The 18672-nt window shown below is 74.1% G+C and carries 16 protein-coding genes; 9 read left to right on the top strand and 7 right to left on the bottom strand.

Annotated elements, in window-relative coordinates; all coding sequences use genetic code 11:
- Positions 1–22: 22 nt before the first annotated feature.
- The 6 genes from BZB76_RS30270 to BZB76_RS34380 all read right to left on the bottom strand — a co-directional run bounded on the left by BZB76_RS30270 (position 23) and on the right by BZB76_RS34380 (position 4754).
- Positions 23–1555, bottom strand: coding sequence for a hypothetical protein (locus BZB76_RS30270; protein ID WP_147449607.1), 1533 nt, complete (start codon positions 1553–1555; stop codon positions 23–25).
- Between the two features lie 470 nt (positions 1556–2025).
- Positions 2026–2154, bottom strand: coding sequence for a hypothetical protein (locus BZB76_RS36485; protein WP_281273928.1), 129 nt, complete (start codon positions 2152–2154; stop codon positions 2026–2028).
- A gap of 67 nt (positions 2155–2221) precedes the next feature.
- A complete protein-coding gene (locus BZB76_RS30265) occupies positions 2222–2551 on the bottom strand; it encodes a hypothetical protein (protein ID WP_121437832.1) in 330 nt (109 codons plus the stop codon).
- A 99-nt stretch (positions 2552–2650) separates the two neighbouring features.
- Complete coding sequence (locus tag BZB76_RS30260; RefSeq protein WP_147449606.1) at positions 2651–3241, bottom strand: hypothetical protein; 591 nt, start codon at positions 3239–3241, stop codon at positions 2651–2653.
- A gap of 85 nt (positions 3242–3326) precedes the next feature.
- Positions 3327–4280 (bottom strand): threonine ammonia-lyase, encoded by a 954-nt coding sequence (locus BZB76_RS30255; protein ID WP_211343253.1) that lies wholly within the window; start codon positions 4278–4280, stop codon positions 3327–3329.
- Positions 4281–4463: 183 nt separating this feature from the next.
- Complete coding sequence (locus BZB76_RS34380; protein ID WP_147449605.1) at positions 4464–4754, bottom strand: hypothetical protein; 291 nt, start codon at positions 4752–4754, stop codon at positions 4464–4466.
- Positions 4755–4995: 241 nt separating this feature from the next.
- Here BZB76_RS34380 and BZB76_RS30250 point away from each other — a divergent pair, with 241 nt between their 5' ends.
- The 6 genes from BZB76_RS30250 to BZB76_RS30220 are packed head-to-tail and all read left to right on the top strand — an operon-like array spanning position 4996 to position 13821.
- Positions 4996–5754 (top strand): M50 family metallopeptidase, encoded by a 759-nt coding sequence (locus BZB76_RS30250; protein ID WP_246007308.1) that lies wholly within the window; start codon positions 4996–4998, stop codon positions 5752–5754.
- A 46-nt stretch (positions 5755–5800) separates the two neighbouring features.
- A complete protein-coding gene (locus BZB76_RS30245) occupies positions 5801–7096 on the top strand; it encodes an SWIM zinc finger family protein (RefSeq protein ID WP_121437828.1) in 1296 nt (431 codons plus the stop codon).
- Entirely contained in the window at positions 6982–9198 is a 2217-nt protein-coding gene (locus BZB76_RS30235) for a DUF5691 domain-containing protein (RefSeq protein ID WP_475647905.1), read from the top strand. Before BZB76_RS30245 ends, BZB76_RS30235 begins: the two co-directional genes overlap by 115 nt.
- Positions 9195–10325 carry an ATP-binding protein gene (locus BZB76_RS30230; RefSeq protein WP_121437826.1) on the top strand — a complete coding sequence of 377 codons (1131 nt, stop codon included), beginning with the start codon at positions 9195–9197 and terminating at the stop codon, positions 10323–10325. The genes BZB76_RS30235 and BZB76_RS30230 overlap by 4 nt, the downstream gene beginning before the upstream one ends.
- On the top strand, positions 10322–12631 hold the full coding sequence (locus BZB76_RS30225; RefSeq protein WP_121437825.1) for a DUF5682 family protein: 2310 nt from the start codon (positions 10322–10324) through the stop codon (positions 12629–12631). Before BZB76_RS30230 ends, BZB76_RS30225 begins: the two co-directional genes overlap by 4 nt.
- Positions 12622–13821: a VWA domain-containing protein gene (locus BZB76_RS30220; RefSeq protein WP_420534836.1), complete on the top strand. Its 1200-nt coding sequence runs from the start codon at positions 12622–12624 to the stop codon at positions 13819–13821. The genes BZB76_RS30225 and BZB76_RS30220 overlap by 10 nt, the downstream gene beginning before the upstream one ends.
- Here BZB76_RS30220 and BZB76_RS30215 read toward each other — a convergent pair.
- Positions 13810–15918, bottom strand: coding sequence for a serine/threonine protein kinase (locus BZB76_RS30215; protein WP_121437824.1), 2109 nt, complete (start codon positions 15916–15918; stop codon positions 13810–13812). The two genes, BZB76_RS30220 and BZB76_RS30215, sit on opposite strands and share 12 nt — an antisense overlap.
- A 200-nt stretch (positions 15919–16118) precedes the next feature.
- Between BZB76_RS30215 and BZB76_RS30210 the strand changes: the two genes are divergently transcribed.
- From BZB76_RS30210 to BZB76_RS30200, 3 genes are read left to right on the top strand one after another with little or no spacing between them, the layout of a single operon-like run.
- On the top strand, positions 16119–17165 hold the full coding sequence (locus BZB76_RS30210; RefSeq protein WP_121437823.1) for a DUF6777 domain-containing protein: 1047 nt from the start codon (positions 16119–16121) through the stop codon (positions 17163–17165).
- 52 nt (positions 17166–17217) lie between these two features.
- The gene (locus BZB76_RS30205; protein WP_121437822.1) at positions 17218–17619 is read left to right on the top strand and encodes an ArsR/SmtB family transcription factor; all 402 of its coding nucleotides are present in this window, start codon (positions 17218–17220) and stop codon (positions 17617–17619) included.
- The gene (locus BZB76_RS30200) at positions 17619–18644 is read left to right on the top strand and encodes a cation diffusion facilitator family transporter (protein WP_121437821.1); all 1026 of its coding nucleotides are present in this window, start codon (positions 17619–17621) and stop codon (positions 18642–18644) included. Before BZB76_RS30205 ends, BZB76_RS30200 begins: the two co-directional genes overlap by 1 nt.
- Positions 18645–18672 lie beyond the last annotated feature (28 nt).

Below are 18672 nucleotides of genomic sequence, written 5' to 3'. Positions count from 1 at the left end.
AGTGTGCCCGATCCGGGCGGTTTCAGCGGGCGGTGACGGTGAGCGGGGTGGTCCGGGGGCCCGGGGCGACGAGCAGGCGGTCCTTCGTGGTCGAACGGTCGACGCCGGCCACGTGCGGGACGAGTCCGCGCCCGGCCGCCGCCAGGTAGTACCAGCGGTCGGACGGCGCCCGCCACCACGTCCCGCCGGCCGGGCGCCGGGCGTCGCAGTGCCCCGTGGGCTGGTCCTTCGCGGCGAGCAGCGTCGCGCGGGCGAGGGTGCCGGCGGTGTGGGTGAGGCGGGTGCAGACCCAGTCGGCCCGGCCGCCGCCGTGCGGGAGGCGGCCCGACCAGAAGCGCCACGCCATCGCCTCCGACACCGGCCGGGACGAGGAGGCGACGCAGGCCAGGCGGTCCCAGATCTTCCGTCCCTCCGGGCCGAGGCGGGCGAGCCGGTCCGTCCCGTCCGGGCGGTAGGCGGGCGAGTGGTAGGTGAGGACGGCGGCGCGCGGGCCGCCGAGATCGCCGACCGTTCTGGTGCCGAGGTGGAAGAGCGGGCCCCGGCCGCAGGCGGTACGGGCCCGGATCGGCGCGGTCACGCCGCCCGACGTCGCGAGCGGCTCGCCGGTGAGGGTCTGCGGCGGCGCGTCCCACGGGGCGAGGAGGTAGCGCCCGCCGCCGAGGGCGATCGGGGCGGACGGGTCGGCGCCCGCTGCGGTGACGACGAGGCCGCCGGGCGAGTACCGGGCGAGCCGGTCGCCGCGCCGCAGCACGGCGACGGGCACGCCGTCGACGCGGCCCGCGTAGAGGAGCTGCGGCGCGCCGCCGGAGCGGCGGGAGCCCGGCCACGCGGCGGCGGCGCGCCCGGTGAACGTCCGGTCGCGGGCGAGGTCGCCGCGCACCGGCCAGGCGTCGAGGGTGCGGGCGCGGGTCCAGGCGTCCGGCTCGGCGAACACCAGGCGGGGGGCGTCCGCCCCGGGCTCGTCGTGTTCGGTCATCACCAGCACGGCGGCCAGGACCCCGGTGAGGACGGTCGCGAGCACGAGCGGCGCCACCGACCGGGTCCGGACCGGACGCGGCAGCACCGGGTCGAACCGCTCGGGCCGCCGCGCGGACGGGAGCGTGGCGGCGTCGGCGGCGCGGATCACCGGCCACGGGTCGCGGACGCGCAGCTCGATCAACTGGTCGCGGACGGCGTACCGGGGCAGGCCCTCCACATGGCGCAGGACATAGGCGACGCGGACGTGCGGGTCCAGCCGGGCCAGCGCGGCGGTGAGCGCGGGGTCGGGAAGCTGCGCGGGCAGCGCCCGCAGCCATGGCCCGAGCCCGATCCGGAGCCGGCGGGACGGGCGCATCGCCCGGCGCAGCACCCGGGTCCGGCGGCGCGCGTACCCGGCGGGCGACCGGTCCCGTGCGCCGCGCGCGGTGCCGTCCACGATCCGGCGCGCGATCGCCAGCCGGTAGACGCGTTTTCCCGTTCCCGGAAGAACGAAATACGCCATCCGGACAAGGTCGCCATAAGCAGTTTTCGTCGTCGGCGTCTCCGTCTCCGGACTCGCCAGGACATCCTCCGTCACGCCGGGCCACTCCCTCCGGACCGTTCCTTCGTCGGGAACCACGAGGTTAGGGCGCCGCGGAACACCGCTGGAGCGTAATTGGGACAACGATTATCGCCCCATGGAAAACGCGGGTCCATTTCTTCGGAAGCGCGCCCCGAACGGCGGGTCGCGGGCCGTCCGGCTGCGGGGCGCCGCTTCTGATTCGTCCCCGTACTCCGCTGTTGCCCTCCCGGGGAACCGCCTCGGGGCCGCAGCACATCGAATGATCGCGCCCCGCCGGTTGCCGTTGCTCGTCCAGCGGCGGGCCGCGGGTTCGGCTGCGATCGTGCCGGTCAAGCGCGAACTCCCGGTCGGCGATCGTCTCGGGCCTGCGACCGAAGACCGCCTATGCTTTCGAGGCGGCGCGGTGCTGCGCCTCAACCGGGGGCAGGCGCCGGACGTGTCCTGGTCGGCGCCCGCGTGCGTCGACGAAAGCGCGGCTGCCGCGACTATCCGCAGTTTCGGACCGGCGGCCCGGCGAAGCTCTTCCAGTCCCCCGGTGTGTTCACGAGATATCCGATGATGTAGCCGGTCTTGCCATTGTAGGCGATATTGGCGTACATGTCACCGGCCAGCACTTCGTTCCTTTTGTATTACACGCCCTTTTCTGGCAATTGACGACGATGCTCTCGCCGTTGTCGTCCTTCATGGTGGGACGATCGTGCTGCCGTTCGCGTCGGCGGCGCTCCTGACGTGGCCGGTGGATTCGCCGTTGCGCTCCACCGGGTGACGGGTCGCGGGGCCGGTCGGTCTCCCCGCGCGGGTCGCCTTCGGGCCGGTTCCCGCGCCGTCCACGGCCACGACGGTGAAGGTGTGGGAGCCGTTCGTCGACACCTCACCGAGCGTCGCGGACGTCGCCGAGACCGTCCGGCGGCCCCTGACCGGGCCGTCCCAGGTGACCTCGTAGCGGTGGCCCCCGCGCCGGACGCGGTCGCCCGCGCGGTCAGGCCGGTCGGCGCACCCGGTGTGACGCACGGCCGGACCGGATCACTGGCGTCCGATACCTGCTCCCGTGTCCGGCCGTGCGCGTCTTTGTAGCGGGCGGCGACGCGGAATCGGTACTCGCGACCGCGTTCACCGCCCCTCAGGGTGAAGGTGCACGGAACCGCGCCCGGCGTGATCGTCACGTTGGACGGCGCGGTCGGCGGCTCCCCGGGCCGCGGCGACCGTTCGGGACGCCCCGGGGGGCGGCGGAGCGTTCCCATCTCCGGGCAGCGGGATCGTGGTGCGCCTCGGGCCGTCCGCGACCCCGTCCCGGTACTTGTCGACGCCCCGCTGGGCGCCCTGCCGGGCGATCACGACGGCGCGCGGCCCGGACCGGTCGTTCGCCCGCAGCAACCCGTCGCGGACGAACACGTCCAGCTTCGCCGGCCGGCCCGTCACCGGGATCGGGGCCTGGAACCGGTCGGCCGCCGCGTCGTACACGATCAGCGCCCCGGCGGTCTCGTCGGGGAAGTAGACCTCCGCGCCGAGAATCCGCGGGATCACGCCCACCTCGCCGTCGACCTTGCCCGCGAGCCCGTTGCCGTGGACGGCGAGGCCCTTGCCCCGCGCGGACGGCCGGGCGCCGACGTCGGCGATGCCGAGCGCACCGACGAGCCCGACCGCCATTCGCCCGGTCAGCCGGTCACGCCGGAACAGCCGTCCCGGGCCCCCCATCGACACGTCCCCGATCACCCTCCCCGTGCAGGGGGTCAAGCTAGTGGAGACCAGAGCGAAATATCCGTGTTTTTGCAGACTCGGGCGTGACTCAGCCTTCACGGAGCGCGTCGACGTAGGTCTCGCCGGTGATGTTGCGCCCGGAGACGACGACCACGAGCCGACCGGTGACCTCGACCTTCCCGGCGAGGACGGCGGCGACCCCCGCCGCGCCCGCGCCCTCGGCCACGAGACCGTGCTCCCGGAACAGCCAGCGCAGCGCCGTCCGGATCTGGTCATCGGTGACGGCGGTCAGCGCGGCGTCCGGTCCGATGACCCCGGGGGTGACGCAGCCGGGTTCGAGGTTGCCGGGCAGCCCGTCGGCGAACGTCTCGCCCACGTCGACCTCGATGACCCGTCCGGCCGCCACCGACGCCGACACTCCGCGCGACACCGCCGACTCCACACCGACGAGCCGCACGTCCCCGCGTTCGCGCGCCCACAGGCTGAGCCCGGCGAGCAGCCCGCCACCGCCGACCGGCGCGACGACCGTCAGCGGCCCGTCCGCCTGTTCGTCGAGCTCCCGCCCGATGGTGCCCTGTCCCGCGATGACCGCCGGGTCGTTGTAGGCGGAGACATAGCGCCCGGAACTCCGCGCGGTCAGGGCCGTCGCGTGCGCCTCCGCCTCGTCGTAGGTCGTCCCGTGCTGGACGAGCCGCACCGGATACGCGGCGATCCTCTCGACCTTCACCCGCGACGCCCGCGTCGACACGACCACGGTGACGTCCGCCCCGACCCTCGCCGCCGCGTACCCCATGCCGAGCCCGTGGTTACCGGCGCTGGCCGTCACGGCGGGAACCCCGTCCGGCAGCGCCGCCAAGGCCGCGAGCGCACCCCGAACCTTGAACGCACCGGTCGGCTGGAACGTCTCCAACTTCAACGCCGCCCCGTCCGCGAGACCAGACGACACCAGCGGCGTCGGCGCCAGCACACCCGACACGGCCCGCCAGGCACGATCAAGGTCATCCACCCCGGGTGGCCGCACATACCGCACATTTCCCAACACACACCCACGCTATCGGCGCGACCGCCCGCCCTTGCCTGCGACGAGGCACCCCAACTCGTCGACACCCGGCCCAGGCAGGCCGAACATGACCGTCGAAGCGGTCGAGGATGGCGAGTCGCATGATCTCGTTCCGCTCGGCCTGGACGGTGAACATGACCTGGTCGGGGCTCAGCAGCCAGCCGCCTACGCGGGTAGCACGGTTCTGCGCCGACCGGGACGGCCGGACCGGCGGCGAATGCGAGCCCGTCGAGGACGGCGGCGGGCACGCCCACGGCTGGCGCGCCATCCGATACGTCCGTCGGCGTCATCCGCGCGCACGAGGGCCAGGACCGCGACCAGCACCACGGTCACGGCGGCGAGCGGCGTGTCGCAGCCGACGCCGAGCGGCGGCGCGGCCGCCCACACCGCGAGGGAGGGCAGGCATGGGACGGCGCGCGGCCCGGTCCGCAGCCCTGGCTCCGCGGGCGCGAACACCGACCACGGTCGAATCCCCGTACCTCGGCGCGCAGGGCGCCTTAACGGTGATGACGGACGCACCGAGAGGAGAACCGCGAAGATCTGACCTGACGATCTACGCGGGTTACGGGGGAAGCCGCGTGACATTGTTCACATCTCCCTGGTGTGTCGCGTCCGACCTACTTCCGACCAGGGCGAACCGAACGCGGCGTTGATGCCGGACGTCCTAATGTTTGGGCATCGCGACAAGGATTCCGAGGTGGACGTGGACGACATCAGCATCGGCGACCTGTGGGACCGTCTGACCGGAACACAGCCCGACCCCCCGCTGTGGCTGGTCGTGCTCGTCGGCGTCGTGGCGCTCGGCTCGGTCGTCCACGGGCCCACCTGGCGGGTCGCGCGCAACACGGTGACGATCGCGCACGAGGGCGGGCACGCGCTCGTCGCGCTGCTCACCGGCCGGAAGCTGGACGGCATCAAGCTGCACTCCGACACCTCCGGCGTCACCGTCTCGCGCGGCAAACCGCACGGCCCCGGCATGATCTTCACGGCGATGGCCGGGTACCTCACTCCCCCGCTGCTCGGGCTGTTCTTCGCGCTGCTCCTCGCGGGCGGTCGCATCACGTTGATGCTGTGGTTCTCGCTGGCCCTGCTCGGCGCGATGCTGATCATGATCCGGAACGCCTATGGCGCGCTGTCGGTGATCGTGACCGGTGCGGTGATCTTCGCCGTGTCCTGGCTCGGCAGCGCGGAGGTGCAGGCCGGGTTCGCCTACCTCGCCGCCTGGTTCCTGCTGCTGGCCGCGACCCGGCCGGTGATCGAGCTGCAGCGGATGCGCGCGCACCGGATGGCGCCGAGTTCCGACGCCGACCAGCTCGCACAGCTCACCGGCGTCCCCGGCCTGGCGTGGGTGGGCCTGTTCGGCGCCACGGCCCTGCTCGCGCTGGTGACCGGAGCCGCCCTCCTCGTCCCGGACGGCGTCTCCCTCCCCGACTTCTCCGCCACGCCGGACCCCTGATCGGGGCTCCGCCGGATTGTCCTAGGGCGCCGATAGTTTCGACGGTGTGAGCGATCGATGGGACCGGGAGCAGGTACTCGGCCTCGCGCCCGACGCCGCGTCCGCGAAGGCGGCGGGCGGCGTCGCCAAACCCGCCAAGTGGGCCGGCACAGGTTGTGACGACGAGGCGGTCTGGGGCGAATGCCGGGGCAGCGGCAAGTCCGCGTACCGGACGTGCGCCGACCTGACCGAGCCCGCGTTCCGGTGCTCGTGCCCGAGCCGGAAGTTCCCGTGCAAGCACAGCCTCGGGCTGCTCCTGCTGTGGGCGGAGGGCGCGGTCGACGACGGCCCGCGCCCGGGCTGGGCGGCCGAGTGGATGGAGGAACGCCGGGCCCGCGCCGAGAAGGCGGTGGAGCGGCGTGCCGCCTCGGCCGCCAGGGCCCGCGATCCGAAGACGGTGGAGCGGCGGGCCCGCCGCGTCGACGACGGGCTCGCCGAACTCGACCGGTGGCTCCGCGACCAGGTCGCGCACGGGCTCGCGCAGGCGGAGAAGGCCCCCTACAAGATGTGGGACGACGTGGCCAGGCGGCTCGTGGACGCGCAGGCCAGTGCGCTCGCCGGGCATGTCAGAAGCCTCGCCGCGATCCCCCGGCGCCCCGACTGGCCGGGCCGCCTGCTGGAGGAGTACGCGCTGCTGCGGCTGCTCGTGCGAGCGTACCGGCGGCGCGACGAACTGCCGGAGGGGCTGCGGGAGACCGTCCGGTCCCGTGTCGGGTTCACCGTCCCGCAGGAGGAGGTGCTGGCGGACGGGGAGAAGGTCCGTGACCGCTGGTGCGTCGTCGGGCAGCGCGACACCGCCCAGGAGTTGCTGACGACACGGCGCGTGTGGCTGCGGGGGCGGCGGACGGGGCGTCCCGCGCTGGTGTTGTCCTTCGCCGCGCCGGGCACGGTCCTGGACGCGTCGCTCGTGGTCGGCACGGAGATCGACGCGGAGTTGGCGTTCTATCCGGGCGCCCCGCCGCTGCGGGCCCTGGTCGCCGGGCGGGAGGGGCCGGTCACGCCGGGCCGGCCCGCCGGAACGTCCGTCCGGGAGTTCCTGGACGAGCACGCCGCGGCCCTCGCCCACGACCCGTGGATCGACCGCTGGCCCGCGACGCTGGAGAGCGTGCGCCTGGCCCGCACGGACGGCGGCGCCCTGTTCGCCGTCGACGACTCCGGCGACGCGCTGCCGCTGCGGCCGATCGACCCATGGCGGCTGCTCGCGCTGTCGGGCGGCGGGCCCGTCACGCTGGCGGGCGAATGGAGCCCGCGCGGCCTGCGTCCGCTGGCCGCGTGGCACGACGAGGGAACGGTGATCGTGTGACCGCGTGGGACGAGCATGTCACCGCCGCACTGCTCGGCACCGAACGACGCGACCCCCCACCCCTCCCCGAGGTCGCCGACCGGACCACCCCGAAAACGACAGGCCCCCGCCCACGACAGGGCTCAGCACACGGCATGGCACAGGAGGCACCGCAAGGCTCACCACCGAGCACATCACAGGGCCCACCACAAGGCCCGGCTCAGGGCCCACCACAAGGCCCGACACACGGCCCACCACAAGGCCCACCACAAGGCCCACCACAAGGCCCGACACACGGCCCGACACACGGCCCGCCACACGGCCCGGCTCAGGGCCCACCACAAGGCCCGACACACGGCCCACCACAAGGCCGACCACAAGGCCCGGCTCAGGGCCCGGCACACGGCCCACCACAAGGCCCGGCTCAGGGCCCGACACACGGCCCACCACAAGGCCCGACACACGGCCCGGCACACGGCCCACCACAAGGCCCGGCTCAGGGCCCGACACACGGCCCACCACAAGGCCCGACACACGGCCCGGCACACGGCCCACCACAAGGCCCGGCTCAGGGCCCGACACACGGCCCACCACAAGGCCCGACACACGGCCCGGCACACGGCCCACCACAAGGCCCGGCTCAGAGCCCGGCTCAGGGTCCGCCGCAAGGCCCGTTGGAGGGTGTCGGGGGCGGTGACTCGGCGGGGCGGTTGCTCGATCAGGCGGCGGTGTTGACCGTGCGGCGGCGGGCCGGGCGGATGCCCGTGGTCGAGGTGCCCGCGCCCGTGGCGCTCGCCCCGGTGGAGGACGCGCCGGTGGTGCCCGCGCCCGCGGCGGCGCGGCTGCGGCGGATCCTGGCCGGCGAACAGATCAGGGTGCTGCCCGAATGGCTGGACGCGGCCGCCCGCCACGGCCTCCGGGTGCCCGCGCAGTCGCTGCCCGACCTGCTGGAGCGGGGACGCGGCGACCGGTCGCTGCGACCGCAGATCGTGCGGGCGGTCGGGCGGCGGGGCGTGTGGCTGGCGTTGCAGAACACCGACTGGGCGTACCTGGTCGGCTCGGGGGACGATCCCGGCGGCGGCCCCGAGGTGTGGGAGACCGGAACACGCAACCGGCGCGTGGCGTATCTGACCAGGCTCCGCGGGGCCGACCCGGGGAAGGCGCGGGAGCTGCTGGCGGCGACATGGGCCACCGAGCCCGCGCCCGACCGCGCGGCGTTCCTCGCCACGTTCGCGCACGGGCTGTCGCTGGACGACGAGGAGTTCCTCGAATCGGCGTTGGAGGATCGCGGCAAGGACGTCCGGCAGCACGCGTCCGACCTGCTGGCCCGCCTGCCCGGGTCCGCGTACGGGGAGCGGATGGCGGAGCGGGCCCGTGCCTGCCTGGTCCCGGAGACACGAAGGACTCGCGGCCGGACACGAACCTGGATCCGGGTCGAGCCGCCACACGCCCACGACGAGGACCTCGCCCGCGACGGCGTCCCGTTCCATCCGAGCGGGTCGTTCGCACCGCGGAGCGGCGGCGCGCCCGTGGGCACGCGGGCGGCGTGGCTGCGCGAGATCCTCGCCCGCACTCCCCTGTCCACCTGGACGGAGCTGTTCGAGACGTCCCCCATGGAGATCGTGTGCCTGCCGGTCTCGGAGCCGGACGGACGCGACGTCCACATCGGGTGGGCGCGTGCCGCGCTCGCCCAGCACGACGCCGGATGGGCGCGGGCGCTGCTCAGGGGCGGGGTGATGGTGGACGAGCCGGAGGCCCTCGCCGACCTGGTGTCCGTCCTGCCGGAGGCGGAGCGCGACACGGCCGCGGCCGACCTGCTCAGATGGGTGAAGGGACGGTCGGACGCGCTGCGCGTGCTCGAACGCGTCCCCGGGCCATGGACGGGCGCGCTCGCGTCGGCGGTGGTCGCGACGCTCGACGCGGCCCGTCCCGACCGGGCCGAGGGGGTCACGGCACGCGAGGAGCACCTGGTCACACAGCTGTGCCGGCTCGCCGACCTGCGACTCGACCCGGCGGCCGTGTCCCGGCTGGACCATCTGGACTCGGCGGCAACCCGGGCCGTGACCGAACTGATCGCCACCCTGCGTTTCCGCGACGAGATGTTGAAGGAGCTTGTCCCGTGACCGAAGAGAACACGCCGGGCGACCCGGGGGGACGTCCCTCCGGAGAGACGGGCGCCGTGCTGCGGCCGCACGCCGAGCACGAGTACGCCGGGGAGCTGGCGCGGCTCGCCGAGCACGACGACCGGCCCCGTCCGCCCGGCTGGCGGCTGTCGCCGTGGGCCGTCACCACGTACCTGCTCGGCGGCGAACTGCCCGACGGCACGTCCATCAGCCCGAAGTACGTGGGGCCGCGCCGCCTGATGGAGGTCGCGGTCGCGACGCTCGCCACCGACCGGGCGCTGCTGCTGCTCGGCGTCCCGGGCACCGCGAAGACGTGGGTGTCGGAGCATCTCGCGGCCGCCGTCAGCGGCGACTCGACGCTGCTCGTCCAGGGGACGGCGGGCACCGCGGAGGAGGCGATCCGGTACGGGTGGAACTACGCGCGGCTCCTCGCCGAAGGCCCGTCGGAGAAGGCGCTGGTGGAGAGCCCGGTGATGCGGGCGATGCGGCGCGGCACGGTCGCCCGCGTCGAGGAGCTGACCCGTATCCCGTCCGACGTGCAGGACACGCTGATCACGGTCCTGTCGGAGAAGACGCTGCCCGTCCCCGAGCTGAACACCGAGGTGCAGGCCCGCAAGGGCTTCACGGTCATCGCGACCGCCAACGACCGCGACCGGGGCGTCAACGAGCTGTCCAGCGCGCTGCGCCGCCGGTTCAACACCGTCGTGCTGCCGCTGCCCGAGTCCGTCGAGGACGAGGTCGACATCGTGGCGCGTCGCGTCGACCAGATCGGCGCCGGGCTGGAACTGCCCGAGGCCCCGGCGGGGCTGGAGGAGATCCGCCGGGTCGTCACCGTGTTCCGGGAGCTGCGCTCGGGGATGACGAGCGACGGGCGGACGAAGCTGAAGTCGCCCAGCGGGACGCTCAGCACCGCCGAGGCCATCTCGGTGATCACGAGCGGGCTGGCGCTGGCCGCGCACTTCGGCGACGGTGTGCTGCGCGCCGCGGACGTGGCGGGCGGGATCGTCGGCGCCGTCGTCCAGGATCCGGTGTCGGACCGGGTGGTGTGGCAGGAGTACCTGGAGGCGGTCGTCCGGGACCGTCCCGAGTGGCGGGACTTCTACCGCGCCTGCCGGGAGGTGTCTTGAGCCACGTCGAGGTCTACGGGATCCGGCATCACGGGCCCGGCTCGGCGCGGGCGCTGCGCGGCGCCCTGGAGGAGTTCAAGCCGGACGCGGTGCTGGTCGAGGGCCCGCCGGAGGCCGACCCGATCGTGGAGCTGGCCGGTGATCCGGGCATGGTGCCGCCGGTCGCGCTCCTCGCCCACTCCCCCGCCCCGGCGGCCGGCTCCGGACAGGGCGACGGGGGCCGCGACCGGAAGGCCGCGTTCTGGCCGTTCGCCGAGTTCAGCCCCGAATGGCAGGCGATCCGGTACGCGCTCGGCGCGGGCGTCCCCGTCCGCTTCTGCGACCTTCCGGCCGCGCACCAACTCGTCCCGGCCGACGAGAAGGTCGAGACCGAGGACGACACGGAGGAGGCGGAGGCGCCCGGGGATCCGGCGGAGCGGATCCGGCTCGACCCGCTCGGCTGGTTGGCCAAGGCCGCCGGGTACGACGACGCCGAACGGTGGTGGGACGACGTCGTGGAGCATCGCGGCGGCGGCCCGTCCCCGTTCGCCGCGATCGCGGAGGCCATGACGGAGCTGCGCGACCAGCTCGCCGCGCTGCCGGAGGGGACGGCGTCCGCGGGGCTGCCCGCCGACCATCTGCTGCGCGAGGAGCGGCGCGAGGCCCACATGCGGCGGACGCTGCGCCGCACCCTCAAGGAGGGGTACGCGCGGGTCGCGGTGGTCTGCGGCGCGTGGCACGTCCCGGCCCTGCGGGCGAAGGTCCCGGCGGCGCACGACGACCGGACGTTGCGCGGCCTGCCGAAGGCCAAGGTCGCGATGACGTGGGTGCCGTGGACGCACGGGCGGCTGTCGGGCTGGTCCGGGTACGGGGCGGGCGTCCGGTCCCCCAGCTGGTACCACCACCTGTTCACCGCCCGGGACCGTCCGATCGAGCGGTGGTTGACGGCGGCGGCCCGCGTCCTGCGCGAGGAGGACCTGCACGTCTCGTCGGCGCACGTGATCGAGGCGGTGCGGCTCGCCGAGACGCTCGCGGCGTTGCGCGGCCGTCCCCTGGCCGGGCTGGACGAGGTGACCGAGGCGACGCGGGCGGTGCTGTGCGAGGGCGCCGACCTGCCGGTCGAACTGATCCAGAAGCGGATGGTCGTGGGCGAGCGGCTCGGCGCCGTCCCGGAGCGGACACCGATGGTGCCGCTGGCGCGCGACCTGCGGGCCGAGCAGCGGCGGCTGCGGCTCAAACCGTCCGCCCTCGACCGGGAGCAGGACCTCGACCTGCGCAAACCCAACGACCTCGACCGCAGCCGCCTGCTGCACCGGCTCCGCATCCTGGATGTGCCCTGGGGCGTCCCCGCCGAGTCCGGCCGGTCCAAGGGCACGTTCCGGGAGACGTGGACGCTGACCTGGCGTCCCGAGTTCGATGTCGAGCTGATCGAGGCGAGCGCGTGGGGCACCACGGTGCGCGGCGCGGCCACCGCCCGCGCCGGGTCGCTCGCCGCGCACGCGACCGCGCTCGCCGACCTGACGTCGCTGGCGGAACGGTGCCTGCTCGCCGACCTCGGGGACGCGCTGCCCACCGTGATGCGGGCGCTCGCCGACCGGGCCGCCGTCGACACCGACGTCGCGCACCTGATGGCGGCGATGCCCGCGCTGGTCAGGGCGTTGCGGTACGGGGACGTCCGCGGCACCTCCACCGGTCCGCTCCGCACGGTCGTCGACGGCCTCGTCGTCCGCGTCTGTGTCGGCCTGCCCCCGGCGATCACGGGTCTGGACGACGACGCCGCCCGCGAGTTCCTCGGCCGTGTCGACGACGTCCACGGCGCCCTGTCCCTGCTCGCCGACGACGACCACCTCGAACGCTGGCGCCGGACGCTGGCGGGCCTGGTCGCCCGCCCCGACGCCCTGCACGGCCTCGTCGACGGCCGCCTCACCCGCCTCCTGCACGACGCGGGCCGCCTGGGCGACGTCCCCGACCGGATAGCGCGGGCGGTGTCGGCGGGCACCGAACCCGCCCGCGCCGCCGCCTGGGTCGAGGGTTTCCTGTCCGGCGGCGCGCTGCTCCTCGTGCACGACGAGACCCTCCTCCGCCTCGTCGACGGATGGGTCGCCGGCCTGCCCGGCGACTCGTTCACCGACGTCCTGCCGCTGCTGCGCCGCACCTTCGGCGCGTACGCGGCCACCGAACGCCGCGCCATCGGCGAACGGCTGCGGCACCTGGACCACGCGCCCGCCACGGCGACCCGGCCGGCCGACGACGATGTGGACGAGGCTCGCGCGGCGGCGGCCACCACCACGACCCTGCGGATCCTCGGATGGGAGCGATGGACATGAGCGAGGGCCACGGCGGCGATGACCGCGAGCGCCTGCGACGGTGGCGGCTGGTGCTCGGCGGCGACCGTGCCGACGGCACCGGCGCCTCGCTCACCGGCGACGACGCCCGCATGGACGCGGCGCTGGAGAAGCTATACGGCGCCGGGGAGAGCGAGAGCCGGTCCCGGCCGGGGCGGCGCGGCGCCGGGCTCGGCGACTCCGCGCCGTCGGTGGCGCGGTGGCTCGGCGACATCCGGACCTACTTCCCGTCGAGCGTCGTGCAGGTCATGCAGAAGGACGCGATCGAGCGGCTCGACCTCACGCGGCTGCTGCTGGAGCCGGAGATGCTGGACGCCGTCGAACCGGACGTCCACCTGGTCGGGACGCTGCTGTCCCAGAACCGGGTGCTGCCGGACCGGGCGCGGGAGTCGGCGCGGGCGGTGGTCCGGAAGGTCGTCCAGGATTTGGAGCGGCGGCTGGCGAACAAGACGCGGTCGGCGGTCGGCGGGGCCCTGGACCGGTCGGCGCGGGTGCTGCGGCCGAGGCGGCTCGCCGATGTCGACTGGGAGCGGACGATCCGCGCGAACCTGCGGCACTACCTGCCCGAACACCGCACCCTCGTCCCGGAGCGGATGATCGGATACGGGCGACGGCAGCAGGCCGTGAAACGGGACGTCATCCTCGCCATCGACCAGAGCGGATCGATGGCGGCGTCGGTGGTGTACGCGAGCGTGTTCGGCGCGGTGCTGGCGTCGATGCGGTCGCTGCGGACGTCGCTGGTGGTGTTCGACACCAACGTCGTCGACCTGACCGACCAGTTGCACGACCCGGTGGAGCTGCTGTTCGGCACGCAGCTCGGCGGCGGAACCGACATCAACCGGGCCGTCGCGTACTGCCAGGGCCTCGTGACGCGGCCGAACGACACGATCCTCGTGCTGATCAGCGACCTGTACGAGGGCGGGATCCGGGACGAGCTGTTGCGTCGCGTCGCGGCGCTGACGGCGTCGGGCGTGCAGGTCGTGGTGCTGCTCGCCCTGTCGGACGAGGGCGCGCCCGCCTACGACCACACGAACGCGGCGGCCCTCGCCGCCTTGGACGTCCCGGCGTTCGCCTGCACCCCCGACGCCTTCCCCGACCTGATGGCCGCCGCGATCGAACGCCGCGACCTGCGTGAATGGTCGGAGCGGCAGGCGGCCACGTCAGCGGGGTGAGCGCGCCAGGCCACGTGCCAGGAGGACCACGACGACGGCGGTCAGGACGGCGTGCCCGGCCAGCGCGGACGCCTCGATCCGCACGAGGGCGCCCCACGCGCCCCACATCGCGACGCGGGTGACGCGCGCCGCCATCACCGTCCACGCGGCGGTCCGGCTGCCACGCCAGGCGAGGATCACCGCGACGAGCGTGACCACGGCCACCACGGCGAACGACGCCGCGACCACGGGCAGCAGGGCGCCGCCGTCACCCTCGCTGAGGGACGGCAACGCGATCAGAACGGCGAGCGCGGCGACGTCGAGCGCGGCGAGCAGCCCGGCGAGAACCAGCCCGACCCCGAGCGCCGCCCCCCGCCGAAGGGGCCGAGGCCGCGCTGCGGCCCCCGAGAACGCCGGAACCGTCCGCGCCTCCGGACCCCGAACGAACGGCACCCCACCGGACATCCCCGACCCAGGCACCGCACCGCCCGGCACAACTTCGCCGGAGAAACCCATGCCGGACGACACGCCAGGCGACCCCACGCCAGGCCCCGCAGCCCCACTCGCCGAGCCGGACCAGGCCGACCCACGCGACGCCATGCCCGGCGAAGCTTCGCCGGAGAACGCCATGCCGGACGACACGCCAGGCGACGCCGTGCCAGGCCCCGCAGCACCGCTCGCCGAGCCGGGCGACGCCGCACGCGGTTCCGCAGCACCGCTCGCCGCCGAACCGGACCAGGCCGACCCGGGCGACGCCATGCCCGGCGAAGCTTCGCCGGAGAACGCCATGCCGGACGACACGCCAGACGACGCCGCGCCAGGCCCCGCAGCACCGCTCGCCGAGCCGGGCGACGCCGCACGCGGTTCCGCAGCACCGCTCGCCGCCGAACCGGACCAGGCCGAGCCGGGCGACGCCATGCCCGGCGAAGCTTCGCCGGAGAAGCCCATGCCGGAGGACGCACCAGGCGACGCCGCGCCGGGTTCCACGGCGCCGCTCGGCGCCGAGCCGGGCCAGGCCGAGCCGGGCGACGCCATGTCCGGTGAGACTTCGCGGGAGAACGCCATGCCGGAGGACGCACCAGGCGACGCCGTGCCGGGTTTCACGGCGCCGCTCGGCGCGGAGCCGGGGAAGGTCGCGTCCTGCGACGGCGAGTCAGGCCTCGCGGTGCCAGGAGATGCTGTGCCGGGTGGTGGGTGGATGGTTATGGGAGTGGTGCCCTGGGGTGGCTCGGTGGGCGGTCGCCGGGCGGGCGGCACGGGGGTGGTGTGCGCGGGGGTCGTCTCCAGGCGGGCGTGTTTCTCGCGTTCGCCGAGGAGCCACAGCAGGACGTCCTCGGACGCGGGGCGGGCCTTCGGGTCCTTGGCGAGGCAGGCGGCGGCGACGTCGGCGAGCGGGCTCGGCAGGACGCTCAGGTCGGGTGTCTCGCGCATGATCCGGTTCATCACGGCGGGCAGCGGCCCTCCGGCGAACGGGTCGCGGCCGGTGGCGGCGAACAGCAGTGTGCCCGCCCAGGCGAACAGGTCGGTGGACGGCACGACCCGGCCGGAGAACTGCTCGGGCGCCATGTAGGCGGGGGTGCCGACGACCTGGGAGATCAGGGTGGCGCCGGTGTCGAACGCGCGGGCGATGCCGAAGTCGATCACGCGGGGGCCGTCCGGGCCCATCAGGACGTTCTGCGGTTTGAGGTCGCGGTGCACGACGCCCGCGCGGTGGATCGCCGACAGGGCGGTCACCGAGCTGATCGCGAGCCGGTCGAGGTCGGCGCCGGTGCGCGGGCCCTCGTCCTGGACGAGGTGCCGCAGCGACCGTCCCGGGATGTACTCGCTGACGATGTAGGGCCGGTCGCCGGCGGTGTCGGCGTCGAGCATCTGCGCGGTGCAGAACCCGGCGACGCGCTGGAGGAGGGCCAGTTCGCGGACGAACCGTTCCCGCGCGCCCGCGTTGCCGACCAGTTGCGTGTGCAGCAGCTTGACGGCGACGCGGTCGGGACCGTTCCCGGGCCGTGCGGGACGGCCGAGGTACACCACGCCCTGGCCGCCGGTGCCGAGCCGGCCGAGCAGCTCCCAGCCGCCGAGCCGAGTCGGATCGGCGGAAGTGAGGGGAGTCGGGCCCGCCATTCGCCACCCCCGTCGGGTCCCGAAACCGGCCATGGCGGCCGGCGAAGAAATTTTGAGCTTTCCACCGAGCACAAAACCCGTCCGCCCGGCATCAAAGAGTATAGGTTCGGCGAGCCCGAAGCGGGAGAGGAAACATGCGTGACATCCATTCGCCAATTCGACGGCGCGGGGTTTCCCCGGGGCCGGTCGTGGGCGCGGCCATGGCCCTGGCACTGGTGGCCGGCGGCCTGTCCGGCTGCGGCGACGCGGGCGCGACGATCACCCGCCTGACGGTGGGCACGCCCGGCCCCGATCCGTACACCCGGATGGCGAACACCGACGAACCGGCGGTGAAGAAGCGGCCCCGGGCGGGCGGGACGCAGGTGGGCGACTCGCCCGGCCTGTACGGCGGTACGCGGCGCGCGGCGACCTGTGACCAGGGGCGGCTGGCCGCGTTCCTGCAGGCCAACCCGGACAAGGCAGAGGCGTGGGCGGGCGTGCAGGGCATCGCCGTCAAGGACGTTCCCCGGTACGTGTCGCGGCTGACTCCGGTCCTGCTGCGCACCGACACGCTCGTCACCAACCACGGGTTCCGGGACGGGAAGGCGACGAGCGGACCCGCCGTCCTTCAGGCCGGAATGGGCGTTTTGGTCAATGGTTACGGAGTCCCGGTGGTTAAGTGTAATTGTGGCAATCCGTTGACCCGGCCCGAGAAAAAGATCTCTGTTCGGAACGCGACCTACACTGGCCGATCCTGGCCGGGATTCACGACGGAGAAAGTCACCAGGGTCCGTCCCAGGGACGCCGGGAAGGGGCCGATCGTCACGTTCGTCCTTGTCGACCCGGAGGCGCGAATGGGGTTCCAGCGGCCCCGCGCCAGCGGCGGCGAGGCCGACGGACCGCCGATCGAGCTGCCGTCCACCGAGACGGAGGTCCCGGTGGACGACTCGCCGTCCCCGTCCGACTCCGGACCGGAGTCGCCGGGTTCCGGCACCCCGGGTATGGAGTCGCCAGGCACGGGAACGCCTGACGTGGGAACGCCCGGCGACGGCACCCCGGACCCCGGGACCTCATCCGGCTCACCGGGCGTGCCGCCCGAGGGTTCGGGCACGGGGACCGGCGACGGGCCGGGCACAGGCGAGCCTGGTACAGGTGAGCCCGGTGGCGGGGGCGCGGGGGGCGTGGCGCCGAGCGGTCCGCCCGAGGGGACGATGTCGTTCGCACGGCCCACACCGCCGTCCACCGATCCGAAGGCGCCGCTCATGTGACCGGTCGGGGGGCGGCGGCCGGCCGTTTTGGCCCCGATGTTAGTCTGCACATATGAGCAGTCAGTCAGATGTCGTGGCGCCGGTCGTCGACGGTGAGGCCTGTGCCGTCCGCGTGGTCGACTCCGAGAAGGTCGCCATGGTCACCGCGTCCCTGCCGGACGCGGAGACGATCACGGAGTTGGCGCAGGTCTTCGGCCTGCTCTCCGACCCCGGACGGCTTCGGGTGATCATCGCGTTGCTCGAGGGCGGCGAGATGTGCGTGTGCGACATCGCCGCGTCCTGCGGGCACTCGGAGTCGGCGGTCTCGCACGCGCTGCGCCTGCTGCGCGCCAACCGCGTCGTCCGGGTGCGCCGGGCCGGGCGGATGGCCTACTACCGGCTGGACGACTCGCACGTGCGGATGCTGCTCGACCTCGCCCTCACCCACGTCGGTCACGGGACGGAGGGCACCTGATGGCACACCGGGAGACCCGCCCCGCGAAGTCCGGGCACGGCCACGGGCATGGGCATGGGCACGGGCATGGCGTCTCGCCGAACGCCGACCGCCGTCTCCTCGGCGGCGCGCTCGCCCTGATCGTCGTGTACATGGCGGGCGAGGTCACGATCGGCGTGATCGCCGGATCGCTGGCGCTGATCACCGACGCCGCGCACATGCTGACCGACGCGTTCGCGATCGCGCTGGCGCTGGTCGCGATGCGCATCGCCGCGCGCCCGCCGCGGGCCGGTTTCACCTACGGGCTGCGCCGCGCCGAGATCCTGTCCGCGCAGCTGAACGGGCTGACGCTGATCCTGCTCACCGTCTACTTCGTGTACGAGGGGATCCGGCGGCTGATCGAGCCGCACGACGTCGAGGGCCAGTTCGTGTTCTGGACGGCCCTCGCGGGCATCGCCGTCAACGTCGCCGCGACCGTGCTGATCAGCCGGGCGGACCGCAGCAGCCTCAACGTCGAGGGCGCCTTCCAGCACATCCTCAACGACCTGTTCGCGTTCATCGCCACCGCCGTCGCCGGACTCGTCGTCTGGACGACCGGTTTCTCCCGCGCCGACGCGATCGCCTCGCTGGTGGTGGCCGCGCTCATGCTGAAGGCCGGATACGGGCTGCTGAAGGACGCCGGCCGGGTGCTGATGGAGGCCGCGCCCGCGGGCCTCGACCCGTCCGAACTCGGCTCCCGGCTCGCCGGGCGGCCCTGTGTCGAGGAGGTGCACGACCTGCACGTGTGGGAGGTCAGCTCCGGCTATCCGGCGCTGTCGGCGCACGTCCTCGTCGACAGCAAGGGCGACTGCCACGCCGTCCGCCGTGACCTGCAGGGGTTGCTGCGCGACTCGTACGGGATCACGCACACGACGCTGGAGGTCGACCATGTGGTCGATCCGTCCGGCGGCGACCGGATCCACTGCGCCGATCCACACGGGCCCCGCCACGTGTCGGAGGGGGACGAACCGCACGAGCACGCGGGCAACGCGCCCTGCGACCACTGACCGGCGTCCACACTGACGGTCCGGATGC

This window comes from Actinomadura pelletieri DSM 43383 (assembly GCF_003634705.1).
Lineage (GTDB): Bacteria > Actinomycetota > Actinomycetes > Streptosporangiales > Streptosporangiaceae > Spirillospora > Spirillospora pelletieri.
The sequence above is the reverse complement of the archived record's forward strand: the minus strand, read 5'-3'. Positions and strand labels throughout refer to the sequence as shown.